Origin of the sequence: Stenotrophomonas maltophilia group sp. msm1 (genome assembly GCF_032025805.1) — a bacterium.
GTDB lineage: Bacteria > Pseudomonadota > Gammaproteobacteria > Xanthomonadales > Xanthomonadaceae > Stenotrophomonas > Stenotrophomonas hibiscicola.
Genome location: NZ_JAVSKH010000001.1, coordinates 570,348 through 585,828, shown reverse-complemented (window position 1 = coordinate 585,828; position 15,481 = coordinate 570,348). Strand labels below are relative to the sequence as shown.

Sequence of the window (15,481 nt, the reverse complement as noted above, 5' to 3'; positions counted from 1 at the left end):
CTACCGAATTGAGTGCCGACCAACGGTCGGCACCCACCAACAACGATTGCTTCGGAGGGGAAGCGTCCCATGTCCAGTACACCCAGCACCGCACATAAAGCGGGCACCCTGACCAAGGGCCACAAGAAGGTCATCTTCGCATCGAGCCTCGGCACGGTGTTCGAGTGGTATGACTTCTTCCTGTACGGCTCGCTCGCAGCCATCATCGCCAAGCAGTTCTTCAGTGGCGTCAATGAAACCACGGGCATGATCTTCGCCCTGCTGGCGTTCGCCGCCGGCTTCTTCGTGCGTCCGTTCGGCGCGGCCTTCTTCGGCAGCCTCGGCGACCGCATCGGCCGCAAGTACACCTTCCTGGTCACCATCCTGATCATGGGCATCTCGACCTTCCTGGTCGGCGTGCTGCCCAACTACGCCTCGATCGGTTTTGCCGCACCGGTGATCCTGATCATCCTGCGCCTGGCCCAGGGCCTGGCGATGGGCGGCGAGTACGGCGGTGCCGCCACCTACGTGGCCGAGCACGCGCCGGACGACAAGCGCGGCCTGTACACCAGCTTCATCCAGTGCACCGCCACGCTGGGCCTGTTCCTGTCGCTGCTGATCATCCTGGCCTGCCGCATGACGCTGGGCAACGAGGCCTTCGAGGCCTGGGGCTGGCGCATCCCCTTCCTGGTGTCGATCCTGCTGCTGGGCATTTCGGTATGGATCCGCCTGCAGCTGAGCGAATCGCCGCTGTTCCAGCAGATGAAGGCTGAAGGCAAGGGCTCCAAGACCCCGTTCCGCGACAGCCTGAAGGGCGGCAACCTGAAGCTGATGTTGCTGGTCCTGCTCGGTGCAGCGGCTGGCCAGGCCGTGGTCTGGTACGGCGGACAGTTCTACGCGCTGTTCTTCCTCAGCAGCATGCTGAAGGTCGATGCCACCACCTCCTACCTGCTGATCGCCGCAGCGCTGGCACTGGGCACGCCGTTCTTCATCTTCTTCGGCTGGCTGTCCGACCGCATCGGCCGCAAGAAGATCATCCTGGCCGGCTGCCTGCTGGCGGCCATCACCTACATCCCGATCTTCAAGGGCCTGACCCACTTCGCCAACCCGGCCATCGAAGAAGCGCGCAGCAGCTCCCCGGCACTGGTCGTCGCCGACCCGGCCACCTGCTCGTTCCAGTTCGATCCGGTGGGCCTGCGCAAGTTCACCAGCTCCTGCGACGTGGCGACCGCCGCGTTGACCAAGGCCGGTGTGCCGTACGACGTGCAGCCCGCCGCCGCCGGTTCGCTGGCGATGGTGAACGTGGGCAGTGCCAGCGTCACCTCGTATGAGGCCGCCGGCCTGACCAAGGAAGAAGGCAAGGCCAAGGCCGATGCGTTCGGCGCGGAACTGAAGACCGCCCTGACCTCTGCCGGCTACCCGGCCAAGGCCGATGGCGCACGCATCAACATCGCCGGCACCATCTTCATGCTGTGGCTGCTGGTGCTGTACGTGACCATGGTCTACGGCCCGATCGCCGCCTATCTGGTCGAACTGTTCCCGACCCGCATCCGCTACACCTCGATGTCGCTGCCGTACCACATCGGCAACGGCTGGTTCGGTGGCTTCCTGCCGGCGATCTCGTTCGCGCTGGTGGCCGGTACCGGCAACCTGTACTACGGCCTGTGGTACCCGATTGCGATCGCACTGATGTCGGTGGTGATCGGCGGCCTGTTCCTGCGCGAAACCAAGAACGTGGATATCACCAAGTAACCGGCGTGGGGGGCCCCCCGGGGGCCCCCCCCCCCGGGGGGGGGCGGGGGGGGGGGCGCGGGCGGGGGGGGGTTTTTTGGGGGGGGGGGGGGGGGGGGGGGGCGGGGGTGGGGGGGGGGGGGGGGGGGGGGGGGCGGGGCGGGGGGGGGGGGGGGGGGGGGGGGGGGGGGGTCATTTCGGCTCGCATTCCGGTAGTGCCGGCCGCTGGCCGGCAACCCCATGAATCTCCGCAGACATGAACCCATTGCCGGCCAGCGGCCGGCACTACCATGGCGATGCGCGGCACCCCGTATAGTCGGCCCATGACCACCATCACCCCGGCCGAGCTCCCCGCCATCCTGCACACCCTGCGCAGCGCCTGGCAGTCGCAGCGCCCCACGCTGGACCAGCGCGAAGCCGACCTGCGCCGCCTGCGCGAAGCGCTGAAGCCACGCCTGGACGAAATGGCGCAGGCCATCGCCGAGGATTTCGGCCATCGCGCCCACGTGGAATCGAAGCTGGCCGATGGCATGAGCGTGCTGTCGGCCATCGATCACCTGCGCCGCCACCTGCGGCGCTGGTCGAAGCCGCAGCGGGTCGGTGCAGGCTGGAAGCTGTGGCCGGCGCGTGCGCAGCTGCGGCCGACGCCGCTGGGCGTGGTCGGGGTGATCTCGCCCTGGAACTACCCGGTCACGCTGGCGCTGGTGCCGCTGGCCACCGCGATTGCCGCTGGCAACCATGTACTGCTGAAACCCTCCGAACACACCCCGCGCACCAGCGCGTTCCTGGCCGATCTGCTGGCCAGTGTGTTCCCGCCCGATCGGGTGGCGGTGGTGCAGGGCGGGGCCGATGTGGCCGCGGCGGTGTCCTCGCTGCCGCTGGACCATCTGCTGTTCACCGGCTCGACCGCCGTGGGCCGCAAGGTGATGGCGGCCGCGGCCGAGCATCTGGTGCCAGTCACGCTGGAGCTGGGCGGCAAGTCGCCGGCCATCGTCTGCCGCGATTTCCCGCTGGAAAAGGCCGCTGCGCGGCTGGCCACCGGCAAGTGGTTCAACGCGGGCCAGACCTGCATCGCGCCGGATTACGTGCTGATCGATACCGCGCGCCAGCGCGAGTTCGTGCAGGCGCTGCAGCAGCAGGTGCGCGAACGCTACGGCGACTTCAGCGATGCCGACGATTACACCCGCATCATCAATGAAGGCCAGTACCGGCGCCTGCAGGGCTATCTGGCACAGGCGCGGCAACGCGGCGTGCCGGTGATTCCGCTGGCGCAGGTGGATGAGGCGCGCGCCGACCGCGAGCGCCTGCTGGTGCCGACCGTGGTGCTGGACCCGCCGGACGACCTGGACCTGATGCGCGAGGAAATCTTCGGGCCGATCCTGCCGGTGCGGGCCTACCCGGACCTGGAGGCGGCGCTGGCGGACGTGCTGTCCCGCGAACGGCCGCTGGCGTTGTATCCCTTCAGCCATGACACGGCCACGGTGGAGCGCATCCTCGGCCAGGTGGTGGCCGGCGGGGTGACAGTGAATGACACGCTGCTGCACTTCGCTGCCGATGGCCTGCCGTTTGGCGGGGTCGGGGCGAGCGGCATGGGTGCCTACCACGGGCGGGCGGGTTTCGATGCGATGAGCAAGCGCCTGCCCGTGCTGTGGCAGTCGCGCTGGGCGGCCAGTGACCGGCTGCGGCCGCCATATTCGAAGATTGCGGGGTTGTTGAAGCTGCTGCTGCGGTGAACCCAGGCAGGGCGAGGCTCTACTGAATCAGGGCCCGATTCTTCTGTAGAGCCGAGCCCCACGCTCGGCTGCTCCTGGCTGGGTGCCTGATCAATGCAGCCGAGCGTGGGCTCGGCTCTACACGGGAATCCGGGCCGACCCCCATCCCGGCCACCCGGTTAGAATGCCCGCATGAAGATCGCCTCGTGGAACGTCAATTCGCTCAATGTCCGCCTGCCGCACCTGGAGCAGTGGCTCAAGGACTTCGGCCCGGACATCGTCGGCATCCAGGAAACCAAGCTGGAGGACCACAAGTTCCCCGACTCTGCGCTGATCGCCGCGGGCTACCGCAGTGTGTTCGCCGGCCAGAAGACCTACAACGGCGTGGCGCTGCTGTCGCGTGAGCCTGCACAGGACGTGCAGATCGGCATTCCCGGCTTCGAGGACGAGCAGAAGCGCGTCATCGCCGGCACCTTCGGTGACCTGCGGGTGATCAACCTGTACGTGGTCAACGGCCAGGACATCGGCACCGACAAATACGACTACAAGCTGCGCTGGCTGGAGGCGGTGCACGCCTGGATCGCGCAGGAACTGCAGCGGCACCCGAAGCTGATCGTGATGGGGGACTTCAACATTGCCCCGGACGCACGCGACGTGCACGACCCGGAGGTGTGGAACGACAACCACATCCTGACCTCCACCGCCGAGCGCGGCGCGCTCAACAAGCTGCTGCAGCTGGGGCTGCACGATGGCTTCCGCCTGCACAACGACGAGGCGGGTACCTTCAGCTGGTGGGATTACCGCGCCGCCGGCTTCCGCCGCAACCTGGGCCTGCGCATCGACCTGACCCTGGTTTCCGATGCGCTGAAGAGCGGTGCGGTGGCTTCGGGCATCGACCGCGAGCCGCGCACCTGGGATCGTCCGAGCGACCATGCGCCGGCGTGGGTGCAGATCGGTTGAACGAACGAGGCCCGGCGATTGCCGGGCCCGTTCTGGAACATCTGCCGGCCAGCGGCCGGCACTACCCTCAGATCACCGTATGCTCTTGCGGGTGAACAGGTTGACGATCGCCAGCAGGATCACCGCACCGATCAGCGAGAACAGGAAGGTGCGGATGGTGATCGCTTCGTTGATGCCGCCGCCGAACAGCCAGCCGGAAATCAGCGCGCCGACGATGCCGACCACGATGTTGAGGATGATGCCCTGCTGGGCATCGCGCTTCATGATGATGCTGGCCAGCCAGCCTACGATGCCGCCGACGATCAGCCAGATGATGATGCCCATGATCGAACCTCCGGTGGGGAACTGTGACCAGTTGACGCGCACGGCTGTGAACCCGTCGTGCAATTGCGTGATGGGCACGTGCGGATGAGCCTGCCAGCCACCCTCGACGGCCCCTGGCGCTTCGGCCCGGTGACGGTCTGGCGCTGCCCGCACGTGCCGGGCCAGCGCGGTGAACCGCAGGCCCGGCAGGTACTGGCGCAGGCGCTGGGCACCGATCCGCAGACGCTGCCACTGGTCCGTGACGACAAGGGCCGGCCGGAGCTGAGCGGCCCGTTGGCCCACTACGGGACCGGCTGGAGCCACAGCGGTGAGGTGCTGCTGGTGGCGCTGGGCGAAGGCGTGCGGCTGGGCGTGGACCTGGAACTGCTGCGGCCGCGGCCTCGTCTTCTGGAAATCGTGCGGCGCTTCTTCCACCCGCAGGAGGCGGCCTGGCTGGAACGCCTGGACGAGGCCGACCGCGAGCACTGGTTCTTCCGCGTGTGGTGCGTCAAGGAGGCGATCCTGAAGGCGCACGGCCAGGGCATCTCGTTCGGCCTGCACCGCCTGCAGCTGGCGCCGGGGGCCGATGGCGCCCTGCACCTGCGCTGGTGCGACCCGGAACTGGGCGAGGCCGCGCGCTGGCACCTGCACGAATGGCAGGCCAGCGGCCAGTTCCGTGCGGCGTTGGCCTGGTATCCGCACTGAAGCGGGGAATCAGCGCGCAAAACCGGCGATAATGGCGGCATGAGCGAACACCCACTTCCCGCCAGCGTGGCTGCCACGCTGGAACAGGGCCTGGCCAGCATGGGCCTGGACGCCGCGCTGGCGCCGTCGCTGCTGCGCTACCTGGCCCTGCTGCACCGCTGGAACGGCACCTACAACCTCACCGCCATCCGCGACCCGCAGGAGATGGTTACCCGCCACCTGCTCGATTCGCTTGCGATGCAGCCGTTCGTGGCTGATGGCAGCCTGGCCGACCTCGGTACCGGTCCCGGGTTGCCGGGCATCCCGCTGGCGATCGCCTGCCCGGGCCTGCAGGTCACCCTGGTCGAGAGCAACGGCAAGAAGGCGCGCTTCATGCGCGAGGCCGTGCGCCAGCTCGGCCTGGGCAATGCCCGCGTGGCCGAATCGCGGGCCGAGGCGCTGGACGAGGCCGGCCGTTATGACCAGCTGACCGCCCGCGCGATGGACACCCTGGCCGGCATCGTCCGCGTCGGTGGCCACCTGCTGCGGCCCGGCGGCGTGCTGCTGGCCATGAAGGGCGTCTACCCGCATGAGGAGATCGCGGAACTGCCGGCTGGCTGGCAGGTGCGTGAGGTGACCCCGCTGAGCGTGCCCGGCCTGGCCGGCGAACGCCACCTGGTCACCGTTACAGGTCCCTGATTCCCGCCGCCAGCCCTTTGTGGAACAACGGGTTGGCGATCCACGATTTCCGCAAGGGGCCGGTTGTACGCATAATGACCGGTCCCAACCATCCGTCGACGAGGCACACCCGCATGGCCCGCATCATCGCCATCGCCAACCAGAAGGGTGGCGTCGGCAAGACCACGACCGCCGTCAACCTGGCCGCTTCCCTGGCCAACGCACCCAAGCGCGTGCTGTTGGTCGACCTGGACTCGCAGGGCAACGCGACCATGGGCAGCGGCGTGGACAAGCGTGAGCTGGCGGCCTCCACCTGCGATCTGCTGCTGGGCGAGAACAGCGCCGCCGATGTGCGCGTGCAGACCGCCGAAGGCTACGACCTGCTGCCGGGCAACATCGACCTGACCGCCGCCGAGATCCAGCTGATGGGCCAGAGCGAGCGCGAGCAGCGGCTGAAGCGCGCGCTGGCGCCGATCCGCGACGAGTACGACTACATCCTGATCGATTGCCCGCCGGCGCTGTCGCTGCTGACGCTCAACGCGCTGGCCGCCGCCGATTCGGTGATCGTGCCGATGCAGTGCGAGTACTACGCACTGGAAGGCCTGAGCGCGCTGGTGGAAACCATCGAAGCGCTGCGCACCAGCCTGAACCCCGCGCTGGAGATCGAAGGCGTGCTGCGCACCATGTTCGACGTGCGCAACAACCTGGCCAACGCAGTGTCGGCCGAGCTCACCGAGCACTTCGGCGACCGCGTGTTCCGCACCATCGTGCCGCGCAACGTGCGCCTGGCCGAGGCACCCAGCCATGGCCAGAGCATCGTCGGCTACGACCGGGCCTCGCGCGGTGGCGTGGCCTACCTGGGCCTGGCCGGCGAGATCATCCGCCGCAACAACGAACGCAACAAGGCCGGCAAGGCCGTGGAGACCGTCTGATGACCAGCAGCAAGCCGGCAGCCAAGAAGCGAGGCCTCGGCCGTGGCCTGGATGCGCTGCTGGGCCCGAAGGGCGCGGTCAGCCAGGTGCAGGCCACCACCGCGGTGATCGAGCCGCTGCCGGGTGAAGTGCTGCGCAAGTTGCCGGTCGGCCAGCTGCAGCCGGGCAAGTACCAGCCGCGCCGCGAGATGGACGAGGGCAAGCTGTCCGAGCTGGCCGACTCGATCAAGTCGCAGGGCGTGATCCAGCCGATCCTGGTGCGCCAGCTGCCGGCGGGCAACTACGAAATCGTCGCCGGTGAACGCCGCTGGCGCGCATCGCAGCTGGCCGGGCTGGACGAAGTGCCGGTGGTGGTGCGCGAGCTGGAAGACCGCACCGTCATCGCGATGGCGCTGATCGAGAACATCCAGCGTGAAGACCTCAACCCGCTGGAAGAAGCCGAGGCGCTGCAGCGCCTGATCAGCGAGTTCACCCTGACCCATGCCGAGGCCGCCGAGGCCGTCGGCCGCTCGCGCGCGGCGGTGTCCAACCTGCTGCGCCTGCTGGAGCTGCCGGTGGCGATCCGGCTGCTGCTGGAAACCCGCCGCCTGGAAATGGGCCACGCCCGCGCGCTGCTGACCCTGGCCCCCGAGCTGGCTGGCAAGCTGGCGCAGGAAGCGGCCGATGAAGGCTGGTCGGTGCGCGAGGTCGAGCGCCGTGCGCAGGCCTTCGCCGCCGGCAAGGTGCCGAGCAGCCGTCCGGTGGCCACGCCGAAGGTGCAGCAGGCCGACATCGCCTCGCTGGAAACCGAACTGTCCGAAGCGCTGGGTGCCAAGGTGGCGATCAACCACGGCCGTGGCGGCAAGGGCAAGCTGATCATCCACTACACCGATCTGGACACCCTGGACGGCGTGCTGGAAAAGCTGCGTACGCGCCAGGGCTGAACCCGGCGCCACATCACGCCGGCCGACGCATCCCCGCGACGTCGGCCACGCCGATGGCAGCGGGGTGCTTTGATCGAGACCCGCGATGACCATCCTGCTCACCGGCGCTGCCGGCTTCATCGGTGCCTACACCGCCCGCGCGCTGCTGGAGGCCGGCCAGGCCGTGGTCGGCCTGGACAACTTCAACGATTACTACGACCCGCAGATCAAGCGTGACCGCGTGGCCGCGCTGTGTCCGGCGCTTGACCTGCGCACGCTGGACCTGACCGATAACGAAGGCCTGGCCGCGCTGTTCGACGAAGTGAAGCCGACCGCCGTGATCCATCTGGCTGCACAGGCCGGCGTGCGCTATTCGCTGGAAAACCCGCAGGCCTACGTCGACAGCAACCTGGTCGGCTTCGTCAACATGCTCGAGCTGTGCCGCCACCGTGGCGTGCAGCACCTGGTGTATGCCTCCAGCAGTTCGGTGTATGGCGACTCGGCCACGCCGCCGTTCTCCGAGGACCAGCGCGTGGACCAGCCGCGCTCGCTGTACGCGGCGACCAAGGCGGCCAACGAGCTGATGGCCTACACCTACGCACAGCTGTACGGCCTGCATGCCACCGGGCTGCGATTCTTCACCGTGTATGGCCCGTGGGGCCGGCCGGACATGGCACCGCTGCTGTTCTCGCGCGCGGTGCTGGCCGGTCGGCCGATCGACGTGTTCAACGAAGGCCGCATGCAGCGCGATTTCACACATGTCTCCGACATCGTCTCCGGTATCCTCGGCGCCCTCGCGCATCCGGCCGACGGCCCGGTGCCGCACCGGGTGTTCAACCTCGGCAACCATACGCCGGTCGAGCTGGAGCGCTTCATCAGCGTGATCGAGCAGGCGGCCGGCCGCCCTGCGCAGAAGGTCTACAAGCCCATGCAGCCGGGCGACATGGTGCGCACGATGGCCGATACCCGGCGCGCACATGACGCTTTCGGCTTCGATGCGGTGACCCCGATCGAACAAGGCCTGCCGCCTGTGGTGCTGTGGTGCCGCGAGTATTTTGGCGATCGCGCCTGAGGACGGATCCTCACGCCGCCGGGTTCATCTTCGGATAACCTCGGTTTCGGAGAATGCGCGGTCTTTGTCCCCCCTTTGGCCGAGTGCCTTATGAGCCAACCCGAGCTTTCCGTTGTCGTCCCGGTGTTCAACGAGCGCGACAATGTTGCCCCGCTGGTCGCCGAAATCACCGCTGCGCTGCGTGGCCGGCTGCCGTTCGAGATCGTCTACATCGACGACCACTCGCGTGATGACACCCTGGCGGTGCTGCAGGGGCTGAAGGCAACCACCCCGGAACTGCGCGTGCTGCACCATGTGAACCAGAGCGGGCAGAGCACGGCGGTGCGCACCGGCGTCAAGCATGCGCGGGCGCCGTGGATCGCGACCCTGGATGGCGATGGCCAGAACGATCCGGCCGATATTCCCAAGCTGCTCGCCGCACGCGACGCCGCCGACGCGCAGGTGAAGCTGTTCGCCGGTTGGCGCGTCAACCGGCACGACAGCAGCAGCAAGCGCTGGGCCAGTCGCTGGGCCAATGCCATCCGTGCGCGCATGCTGCGCGACGACACCCCCGACACCGGTTGCGGCATCAAGCTGTTCGAACGCAGCGCGTTCCTCGACCTGCCGTATTTCGACCACATGCACCGCTATCTGCCGGCGCTGATGCAGCGCGCCGGCTGGAAGACCACCAGTGTGCCGGTCAACCACCGCCACCGTACCGCTGGCGTGTCCAAGTACAACAACCTCGGCCGTGCGCTGGTCGGCATCCGCGATCTGCGTGGCGTGGCCTGGCTGATCACCCGAAGCAAGCGCACCGCGGTGGAGGAGCGCTGATGGATCTGGAGCTTCACTGGCTGGATCAGCCCTTGACCTGGCTGTACTGGACCGGCCTGCATGTAACCGGCTGGAAGCTGATCGGTTACACCGGCGCACTGATGTTCGGCGGCCGCTGGCTGGTCCAGTTCATCGCCTCCAAGCGTGCCGGCAAGCCCGTCATCCCGCGCCTGTTCTGGTACATGAGCGTGATCGGCAGCCTGATGACGCTGAGCTACTTCCTGTTCTCGGCCAAGCAGGACTCGGTGGGTGTGCTGCAGAACCTGTTCCCGGCGTTCACCGCGCTGTACAGCCTGCACCTGGACATCAAGCACCGCGGCTGGAAGCGCGACAAGGCCAGCCACTGAGGCCTGCGGGGTGCCTGCCATGGGTAGAGTCGACTGTCAGTCGACTTTCGCGCGGAGCGCGGGCTTTGCCACGTCTGGCCGAAGAGCAGCCGACTAACAGTCGGCTCTACCACGCGCCTTCGGCGCTTGGGCCCCGGCCTGCGGCCGGTTCCCGGTCCTGCCTGCGCTGCAGGCAGGACCTTCGTCCCATGCCATGAGCCGTGGGCGGTGCCATGATCGGGGTCTGCCTTCCCGGGAACCTGTGCTCGTGAAAACCCGTCTTGCCGTTGCCCTGCTGCTCGCCCTGTCCGCCCCCGCTGTGGCGCTGGCTGCACCGCCCGCCACCGCCGCGCCGGCCAGCGTGGCCACCGAATCGCCCGCCGACGCCGCCTTCCGTGCGGTGTACGAGAAGGAATGGAAGTGGCGCCAGGATGGCGGCGGCGAGGCCAGCGAGGACGAGGACGCCCCGGCCAATGCCACCCGCATGCCCGACGTCGGCCCGGCCGCGCAGCAGGCGCGCCTGAAGGTGTGGGACGAGACTCTCGCCGCGCTGAAGAAGATCGACCCGAAGACCCTGTCGCCCGACAACCAGGTCAACTACGCGATCTACCGCGACCAGGTGTTCAACCTCGCCGAAGAGGTGCGCCTGCGCGGCTACGAGATGCCGTTCAACGCCGACTCCTCGTTCTGGTCCAACCTGTCCTTCATGGCCCGGCGCGAGATGAAGACCGTGCAGGACTACCAGAACTACATCGCACGGCTGAACGATGTGCCGCGCTATTTCGGGCAGCAGACAGAGAACATGCGCGCCGGCCTGAAGCGTGGCTTCAGCGTGCCGCGCGCGGTGCTCGATGGCCGCGAGGTGTCCATCGCCACCGTCGCCGAGTTGAAGGACCCGACCGAGTCGCCGCTGTACGCGCCGTTCAAGAAGCTGCCCAACACCATCCCGGCCGCAGAACAGGCCAGGCTGCAGGCGCAGGCGCGTGAAGCGATCAGCGGCAAGGTGGTGCCGGCGTTCCAGCAGCTGCGCACCTTCTTCGTCAACGAGTACGTGCCGCAGGCGCGCACCACCCTGGCCGCCGAAGCGATGCCCGACGGCAAGGCGTACTACCGGCAGCAGATCCACGAATACACCACGCTGGACCTGTCGCCGGAGGAGATCCACCGCATCGGCCTGGATGAGGTGGCACGCATCCAGAAGGAAATGAACGACATCATCAAGCAGGTGAAGTTCAAGGGCAGCTTCGCCGAATTCCTGACCTTCCTGCGTACCGACCCGCAGTTCTACGCCAAGACGCCGGAAGAGCTGCTGTCACGCGCCGCGTGGATCTCCAAGCGCGCCGATGGCCAGCTGGGTAAATACATGACGTTGCCGCGCGCGCGCTTCACCATCGTGCCGGTGCCGCCGGACATCGCGCCGTTCTGGACCGCCGGCCGCGGTGGCATGGGCACCTATTGGCTCAACACCTACAACCTGCCGTCGCGCCCGCTGTACAACCTGCCGGCACTGACCCTGCATGAGTCCGATCCGGGCCACGCGTTGCAGGGCGCCATCGCCGCCGAGCAGAAGAACCTGCCCGAGTTCCGCCGCAACGCCTACATCTCCGCCTATGGCGAAGGCTGGGCGCTGTACTGCGAGAAGCTGGGCGTGGAAATGGGCATCTATGAAACCCCGTACGAGGATTTCGGCCGTCTGACCTACGAGATGTGGCGTGCTGCGCGCCTGGTGATCGACACCGGCGTGCACAGCAAGGGCTGGACCCGCGAGCAGGCGTTGGCCTACCTGCGTGACCACACCGCGCTGAGCGAGCATGAAGTGACCACCGAAGTGGATCGCTACATTTCCTGGCCGGGCCAGGCGCTGAGCTACAAGCTGGGCGAGATCGCCATCGTGCGCCTGCGTGCGCAGGCCGAGAAGGAACTGGGCGACAAGTTCGACATCAAGGGCTTCCACGACACCCTGCTCAAGCAGGGGTCGGTGCCGCTGCCCGTGCTGGAACAGCAGATCCAGGCCTACATCGCCGAGCGCAAGAAGGCCTGACCGCACCAGGGTAGTGCCGGCCGCTGGCCGGCAACCTGCATGGACCGCAATCGTTCGGCATTGCCGGCCAGCGGCCGGCACTACCCCGGATCGGAAAACGGGGTCGGATCACAGGAACCGACCCCGTGGTCTTTCACCCCACCGCCCGCGGCTTGGCCACGCGCGCGGCAAACGTCGGCAGCACCAGCAGGGTCAGCACGGTGGCGGTGATCAGGCCACCGATCACCACCGTCGCCAGCGGCTTCTGCACCTCCGCACCCGAACCGCTGGCAATCGCCATCGGAATGAAACCGACGATCGCCACCAGCGCCGTGGTCAGCACTGCGCGGATGCGGCTGGAGGCACCGTTGATCGCCGCCTGCAGCGGCAAGTCACCGGCGTCCAGGCGCTCGCGGATCGCCTGCATCAGCACCAGGCCGTTCAACGTGGCCACGCCGGATACCGCGATGAAACCCACCGCTGCCGACACCGAGAACGGCATGCCACGCAGCAGCAGTGCGAGGATGCCGCCGACCAGCGCCAACGGTACGCAGCTGAACACCAGAATGGCTTCCTTGCCACTGCGCAGGGCCATGAACAGCAGGCTGCCGATCAGCAGGAACACCACCGGTACCACCGTCGCCAGCCGCTTCTCCGCGCGCTGCAGGTTCTCGAACTGGCCGCCCCAGGTCAGGTAGGCTCCCGGCGGCAGTGCCACGTCGGCCACCGCGGCCTGTGCCTCGCCGACGAAACCGCCCAGGTCGCGGCCACGCACATTGGCCTGCACCACCACACGGCGGCTGCCATTGTTGCGGCTGATCTGGTTCGGCCCTTCGCTCACCGTGATGCGCGCCACCGACGACAGCGGAATCACCAGCCCCGACGGCGTGGCGATCGGCAGTGAAGCCAGCTGGTCCGGATCGTTGCGCGCGGCATCGTCCAGGCGCACCACCACGTTGAAGCGGCGGTCGCCTTCGAAGATCTTGCCGGCGGCGGTACCGCCGATGCCGGTGGACAGTGCATCACTCACATCCGCTGCAGTCAGCCCGTACTGCGCCGCCGCCACATGATCGATCGCCACGTTCAGCGTGGGCAGGCCGGAGATCTGCTCCACCCGCACGTCGGCCGCGCCCTCCACCGCACGCAGCTTCAGCGCCACCTGGTCGGCCACCTTCCGCAGCTGGCTGAAGTCATCGCCGAAGATCATTACGGCCAGGTCGGTACGCACGCCGGAAATCAGCTCGTTGAAGCGCAGCTCGATCGGCTGGCTGAACTCGAAACTGTTGCCCAGCTGCTGCCCGGCCAGTTTCTCGAAGCGTGCCACCAGTGCTTCCTTGTCCAGCTTCGGATCGGGCCAGTCCTTGCGCGGCTTCAGCACGATCACGCTGTCGGAGATGTTGGTCGGCATCGGGTCGATGGCCGCCTCGGCGGTACCGGTACGCGAGAAGACGGTTTCCACTTCCGGCTGCTTGGCGATCGCTTTCTCCAGCGCGAGCTGCATCGCCAGCGACTGCTCCAGCGAGGTCGACGGCACGCGCAGGGCCTGCATCGCCACGTTGCCTTCGTCCAGCGTCGGCATGAACTCGCGGCCCAGCAGCGAGAACGCGCCGATGCCCACCACCACCATCATCACCGCACCGGCCAGCACCGTGCGCGGATGCGCCACGGCCTTGCGCACCACCGGTTCGATGCGTGCACGCAGCACGCGGATCAGCTTCGTCTCGTGCTCGCCATCATCGCTGTGTGCCTCGCCGTCCTTCAGCTTCGGCTCGCGCACCAGCAGCGCGGCCATCGCCGGCACGAAGGTGAAAGAGAAGAGGAAGGCACCGACCAGGGCCAGCATGAAGGTCGCCGCCATCGGGTGGAACGTCTTGCCCTCCACGCCTTCCAGGGTGAGGATCGGCGCGAACACCAGCAGGATGATCAGCTGGCCGAACGCCGCCGGGCGCGCCATCTTCAGCGCAGAATCGGCGGCCACGCGCAGCCGTTCCATCGCGGTCAGCGCCCGGCCCAGTTCGGCGCGGCGCTGGCCCAGCATCAGCAGCGTCGACTCGACCACGATCACCGCACCGTCCACCAGGATGCCGAAGTCCAGTGCACCCAGGCTCATCAGGTTGCCACTGATGCCGAAGCGGTTCATGCCGATCACTGCGAACAGGAACGACAGCGGAATCACCAGCGCAGTGATCGTCGCCGCACGCAGATTGCCCAGCAGCAGGAACAGCACCACCACCACCAGCAGCGCGCCCTCGGTGAGGTTCCGGGCCACGGTCTTGATGGTGGAATTGACCAGCACACTGCGGTCCAGCACCGGTGCCGCCACGATGTCGGCCGGCAGCGAGGTGTTCACCTGTTCCAGGCGCGCCGCAGCGGCCTGCGCCACGGTGCGGCTGTTGCCACCGGCGATCATCAGCGCGGTACCCAGCACGGCTTCATGGCCATTGCGGCTGGCCGCACCCAGGCGCGGCGCGCGGCTCAGGTCGACGTCGGCCACATCGGCCACGCGCACCACCACGCCATTGCGGGTGGCCACCGGCGCCTGCGCCAGGTCGTCGGTGGTCAGCGCCAGGCCGTCGGCACGTACCACCAGGCCCTCGCCGGCACGCTGCACGAAACCGGCACCGGCCTGCACGTTGGAACGCTGCAGGGCAGTGACCAGGTCGGCCAGGCCGAGGCCGTGCGCGGCCAGCTTGGCACTGTCCGGATGCACGCCGTATTCCTTGACGTAGCCACCGACCGTATCGACGCCGGCCAGCCCCGGACTGGAACGCATCTGCGGCGCGATGATCCAGTCCTGCACGGTGCGCAGGTAGGTCGCGCGTTCTTCGGGTGTACGCAGCAGGTTGCCTTCCGGCGTGCGGTAGACCTCGCCGGCCTGCCAGCCCGCTTCATCGGGCTTGGCCAGTTTGGCCGGATCGAACGCGGTGAAGTCCACCGTCCACATCAGCACCTCGCCGAGGCCGGTGGTGACCGGCGACAGCATCGGCGACGCACCATCGGGCAGGTCCTCCGATGCCTCGCGCATGCGTTCGGCCACCTGCTGGCGGGCGAAGTAGATGTCGGTCGCATCGGTGAAGATCGCGGTGACCTGCGAGAAGCCATTGCGCGACAGCGAACGGGTGGTGGTCAGGCCGGGAATGCCGGCCAGCGCGGTTTCCAGCGGATAGGTCACCTGCCGCTCGATCTGCTCCGGGGTCAGTGCTGGCGCCACCGTGTTGATCTGTACCTGGCGATTGGTGATGTCCGGCACCGCGTCGATCGGCAGCTTGCCGAGCTGGAACAGGCCCACGGCGGCGATCAGCGCGGCCATGAACACCACCAGCCAGCGGTGGCGCACCGCTGTTTCAATGATCAGCTTGAACATGGTCG

General features: G+C 67.7%; 13 protein-coding genes. 11 read left to right on the top strand and 2 right to left on the bottom strand.

Annotation, left to right across the window (positions count from 1 at the left end; genetic code table 11):
* The first annotated feature begins 69 nt into the window (after positions 1 to 69).
* The 3 genes from ROV95_RS02655 (at position 70) to xth (ending at position 4,382) form a co-directional block, all read left to right on the top strand.
* Complete coding sequence (locus ROV95_RS02655; protein WP_005420402.1) at positions 70 to 1,731, top strand: MFS transporter; 1,662 nt, start codon at positions 70 to 72, stop codon at positions 1,729 to 1,731.
* Between the two features lie 302 nt (positions 1,732 to 2,033).
* Positions 2,034 to 3,443, top strand: a complete 1,410-nt coding sequence (locus tag ROV95_RS02650; RefSeq protein WP_312542788.1) for a coniferyl aldehyde dehydrogenase — start codon at positions 2,034 to 2,036, stop codon at positions 3,441 to 3,443.
* Positions 3,444 to 3,614: 171 nt separating this feature from the next.
* Complete coding sequence (gene xth, locus ROV95_RS02645) at positions 3,615 to 4,382, top strand: exodeoxyribonuclease III (protein WP_312542786.1); 768 nt, start codon at positions 3,615 to 3,617, stop codon at positions 4,380 to 4,382.
* Between the two features lie 72 nt (positions 4,383 to 4,454).
* On the opposite strand, the gene ROV95_RS02640 is transcribed toward xth, so the two are convergent.
* A complete protein-coding gene (locus ROV95_RS02640) occupies positions 4,455 to 4,706 on the bottom strand; it encodes a GlsB/YeaQ/YmgE family stress response membrane protein (RefSeq protein WP_005411656.1) in 252 nt (83 codons plus the stop codon).
* 84 nt (positions 4,707 to 4,790) lie between these two features.
* Here ROV95_RS02640 and ROV95_RS02635 point away from each other — a divergent pair, with 84 nt between their 5' ends.
* The 8 genes from ROV95_RS02635 (at position 4,791) to ROV95_RS02600 (ending at position 12,133) form a co-directional block, all read left to right on the top strand.
* A complete protein-coding gene (locus tag ROV95_RS02635; protein ID WP_155030362.1) occupies positions 4,791 to 5,390 on the top strand; it encodes a 4'-phosphopantetheinyl transferase superfamily protein in 600 nt (199 codons plus the stop codon).
* Positions 5,391 to 5,429: 39 nt separating this feature from the next.
* Positions 5,430 to 6,068: a 16S rRNA (guanine(527)-N(7))-methyltransferase RsmG gene (gene rsmG, locus ROV95_RS02630; protein WP_155030361.1), complete on the top strand. Its 639-nt coding sequence runs from the start codon at positions 5,430 to 5,432 to the stop codon at positions 6,066 to 6,068.
* A gap of 113 nt (positions 6,069 to 6,181) precedes the next feature.
* Complete coding sequence (locus ROV95_RS02625; protein WP_019661751.1) at positions 6,182 to 6,979, top strand: ParA family protein; 798 nt, start codon at positions 6,182 to 6,184, stop codon at positions 6,977 to 6,979.
* Positions 6,979 to 7,902 (top strand): ParB/RepB/Spo0J family partition protein, encoded by a 924-nt coding sequence (locus ROV95_RS02620; protein ID WP_088435750.1) that lies wholly within the window; start codon positions 6,979 to 6,981, stop codon positions 7,900 to 7,902. The genes ROV95_RS02625 and ROV95_RS02620 overlap by 1 nt, the downstream gene beginning before the upstream one ends.
* An 85-nt stretch (positions 7,903 to 7,987) precedes the next feature.
* Complete coding sequence (locus ROV95_RS02615; RefSeq protein WP_019661750.1) at positions 7,988 to 8,953, top strand: NAD-dependent epimerase/dehydratase family protein; 966 nt, start codon at positions 7,988 to 7,990, stop codon at positions 8,951 to 8,953.
* Between the two features lie 90 nt (positions 8,954 to 9,043).
* On the top strand, positions 9,044 to 9,766 hold the full coding sequence (locus ROV95_RS02610) for a glycosyltransferase family 2 protein (RefSeq protein WP_312542773.1): 723 nt from the start codon (positions 9,044 to 9,046) through the stop codon (positions 9,764 to 9,766).
* Positions 9,766 to 10,113: a lipid-A-disaccharide synthase N-terminal domain-containing protein gene (locus ROV95_RS02605; RefSeq protein WP_058979230.1), complete on the top strand. Its 348-nt coding sequence runs from the start codon at positions 9,766 to 9,768 to the stop codon at positions 10,111 to 10,113. Before ROV95_RS02610 ends, ROV95_RS02605 begins: the two co-directional genes overlap by 1 nt.
* A gap of 247 nt (positions 10,114 to 10,360) precedes the next feature.
* Complete coding sequence (locus tag ROV95_RS02600) at positions 10,361 to 12,133, top strand: DUF885 family protein (RefSeq protein ID WP_312542769.1); 1,773 nt, start codon at positions 10,361 to 10,363, stop codon at positions 12,131 to 12,133.
* 133 nt (positions 12,134 to 12,266) lie between these two features.
* Here the strand turns inward: ROV95_RS02600 and ROV95_RS02595 are convergent, their stop codons facing one another.
* Positions 12,267 to 15,476: a CusA/CzcA family heavy metal efflux RND transporter gene (locus ROV95_RS02595; RefSeq protein WP_312542767.1), complete on the bottom strand. Its 3,210-nt coding sequence runs from the start codon at positions 15,474 to 15,476 to the stop codon at positions 12,267 to 12,269.
* Positions 15,477 to 15,481 lie beyond the last annotated feature (5 nt).

Bases quoted from the DNA above. Each gene is read 5' to 3' on its own strand.
- ROV95_RS02655 (WP_005420402.1), top strand. From the start codon at position 70: ATGTCCAGTACACCCAGCACCGCACATAAAGCGGGCACCCTGACCAAG.
- xth (WP_312542786.1), top strand. From the start codon at position 3,615: ATGAAGATCGCCTCGTGGAACGTCAATTCGCTCAATGTCCGCCTGCCG.
- ROV95_RS02625 (WP_019661751.1), top strand. From the start codon at position 6,182: ATGGCCCGCATCATCGCCATCGCCAACCAGAAGGGTGGCGTCGGCAAG.
- ROV95_RS02620 (WP_088435750.1), top strand. From the start codon at position 6,979: ATGACCAGCAGCAAGCCGGCAGCCAAGAAGCGAGGCCTCGGCCGTGGC.
- rsmG (WP_155030361.1), top strand. From the start codon at position 5,430: ATGAGCGAACACCCACTTCCCGCCAGCGTGGCTGCCACGCTGGAACAG.
- ROV95_RS02650 (WP_312542788.1), top strand. From the start codon at position 2,034: ATGACCACCATCACCCCGGCCGAGCTCCCCGCCATCCTGCACACCCTG.
- ROV95_RS02615 (WP_019661750.1), top strand. From the start codon at position 7,988: ATGACCATCCTGCTCACCGGCGCTGCCGGCTTCATCGGTGCCTACACC.
- ROV95_RS02610 (WP_312542773.1), top strand. From the start codon at position 9,044: ATGAGCCAACCCGAGCTTTCCGTTGTCGTCCCGGTGTTCAACGAGCGC.
- ROV95_RS02595 (WP_312542767.1), bottom strand. From the start codon at position 15,476: ATGTTCAAGCTGATCATTGAAACAGCGGTGCGCCACCGCTGGCTGGTG.
- ROV95_RS02640 (WP_005411656.1), bottom strand. From the start codon at position 4,706: ATGGGCATCATCATCTGGCTGATCGTCGGCGGCATCGTAGGCTGGCTG.
- ROV95_RS02605 (WP_058979230.1), top strand. From the start codon at position 9,766: ATGGATCTGGAGCTTCACTGGCTGGATCAGCCCTTGACCTGGCTGTAC.
- ROV95_RS02635 (WP_155030362.1), top strand. From the start codon at position 4,791: ATGAGCCTGCCAGCCACCCTCGACGGCCCCTGGCGCTTCGGCCCGGTG.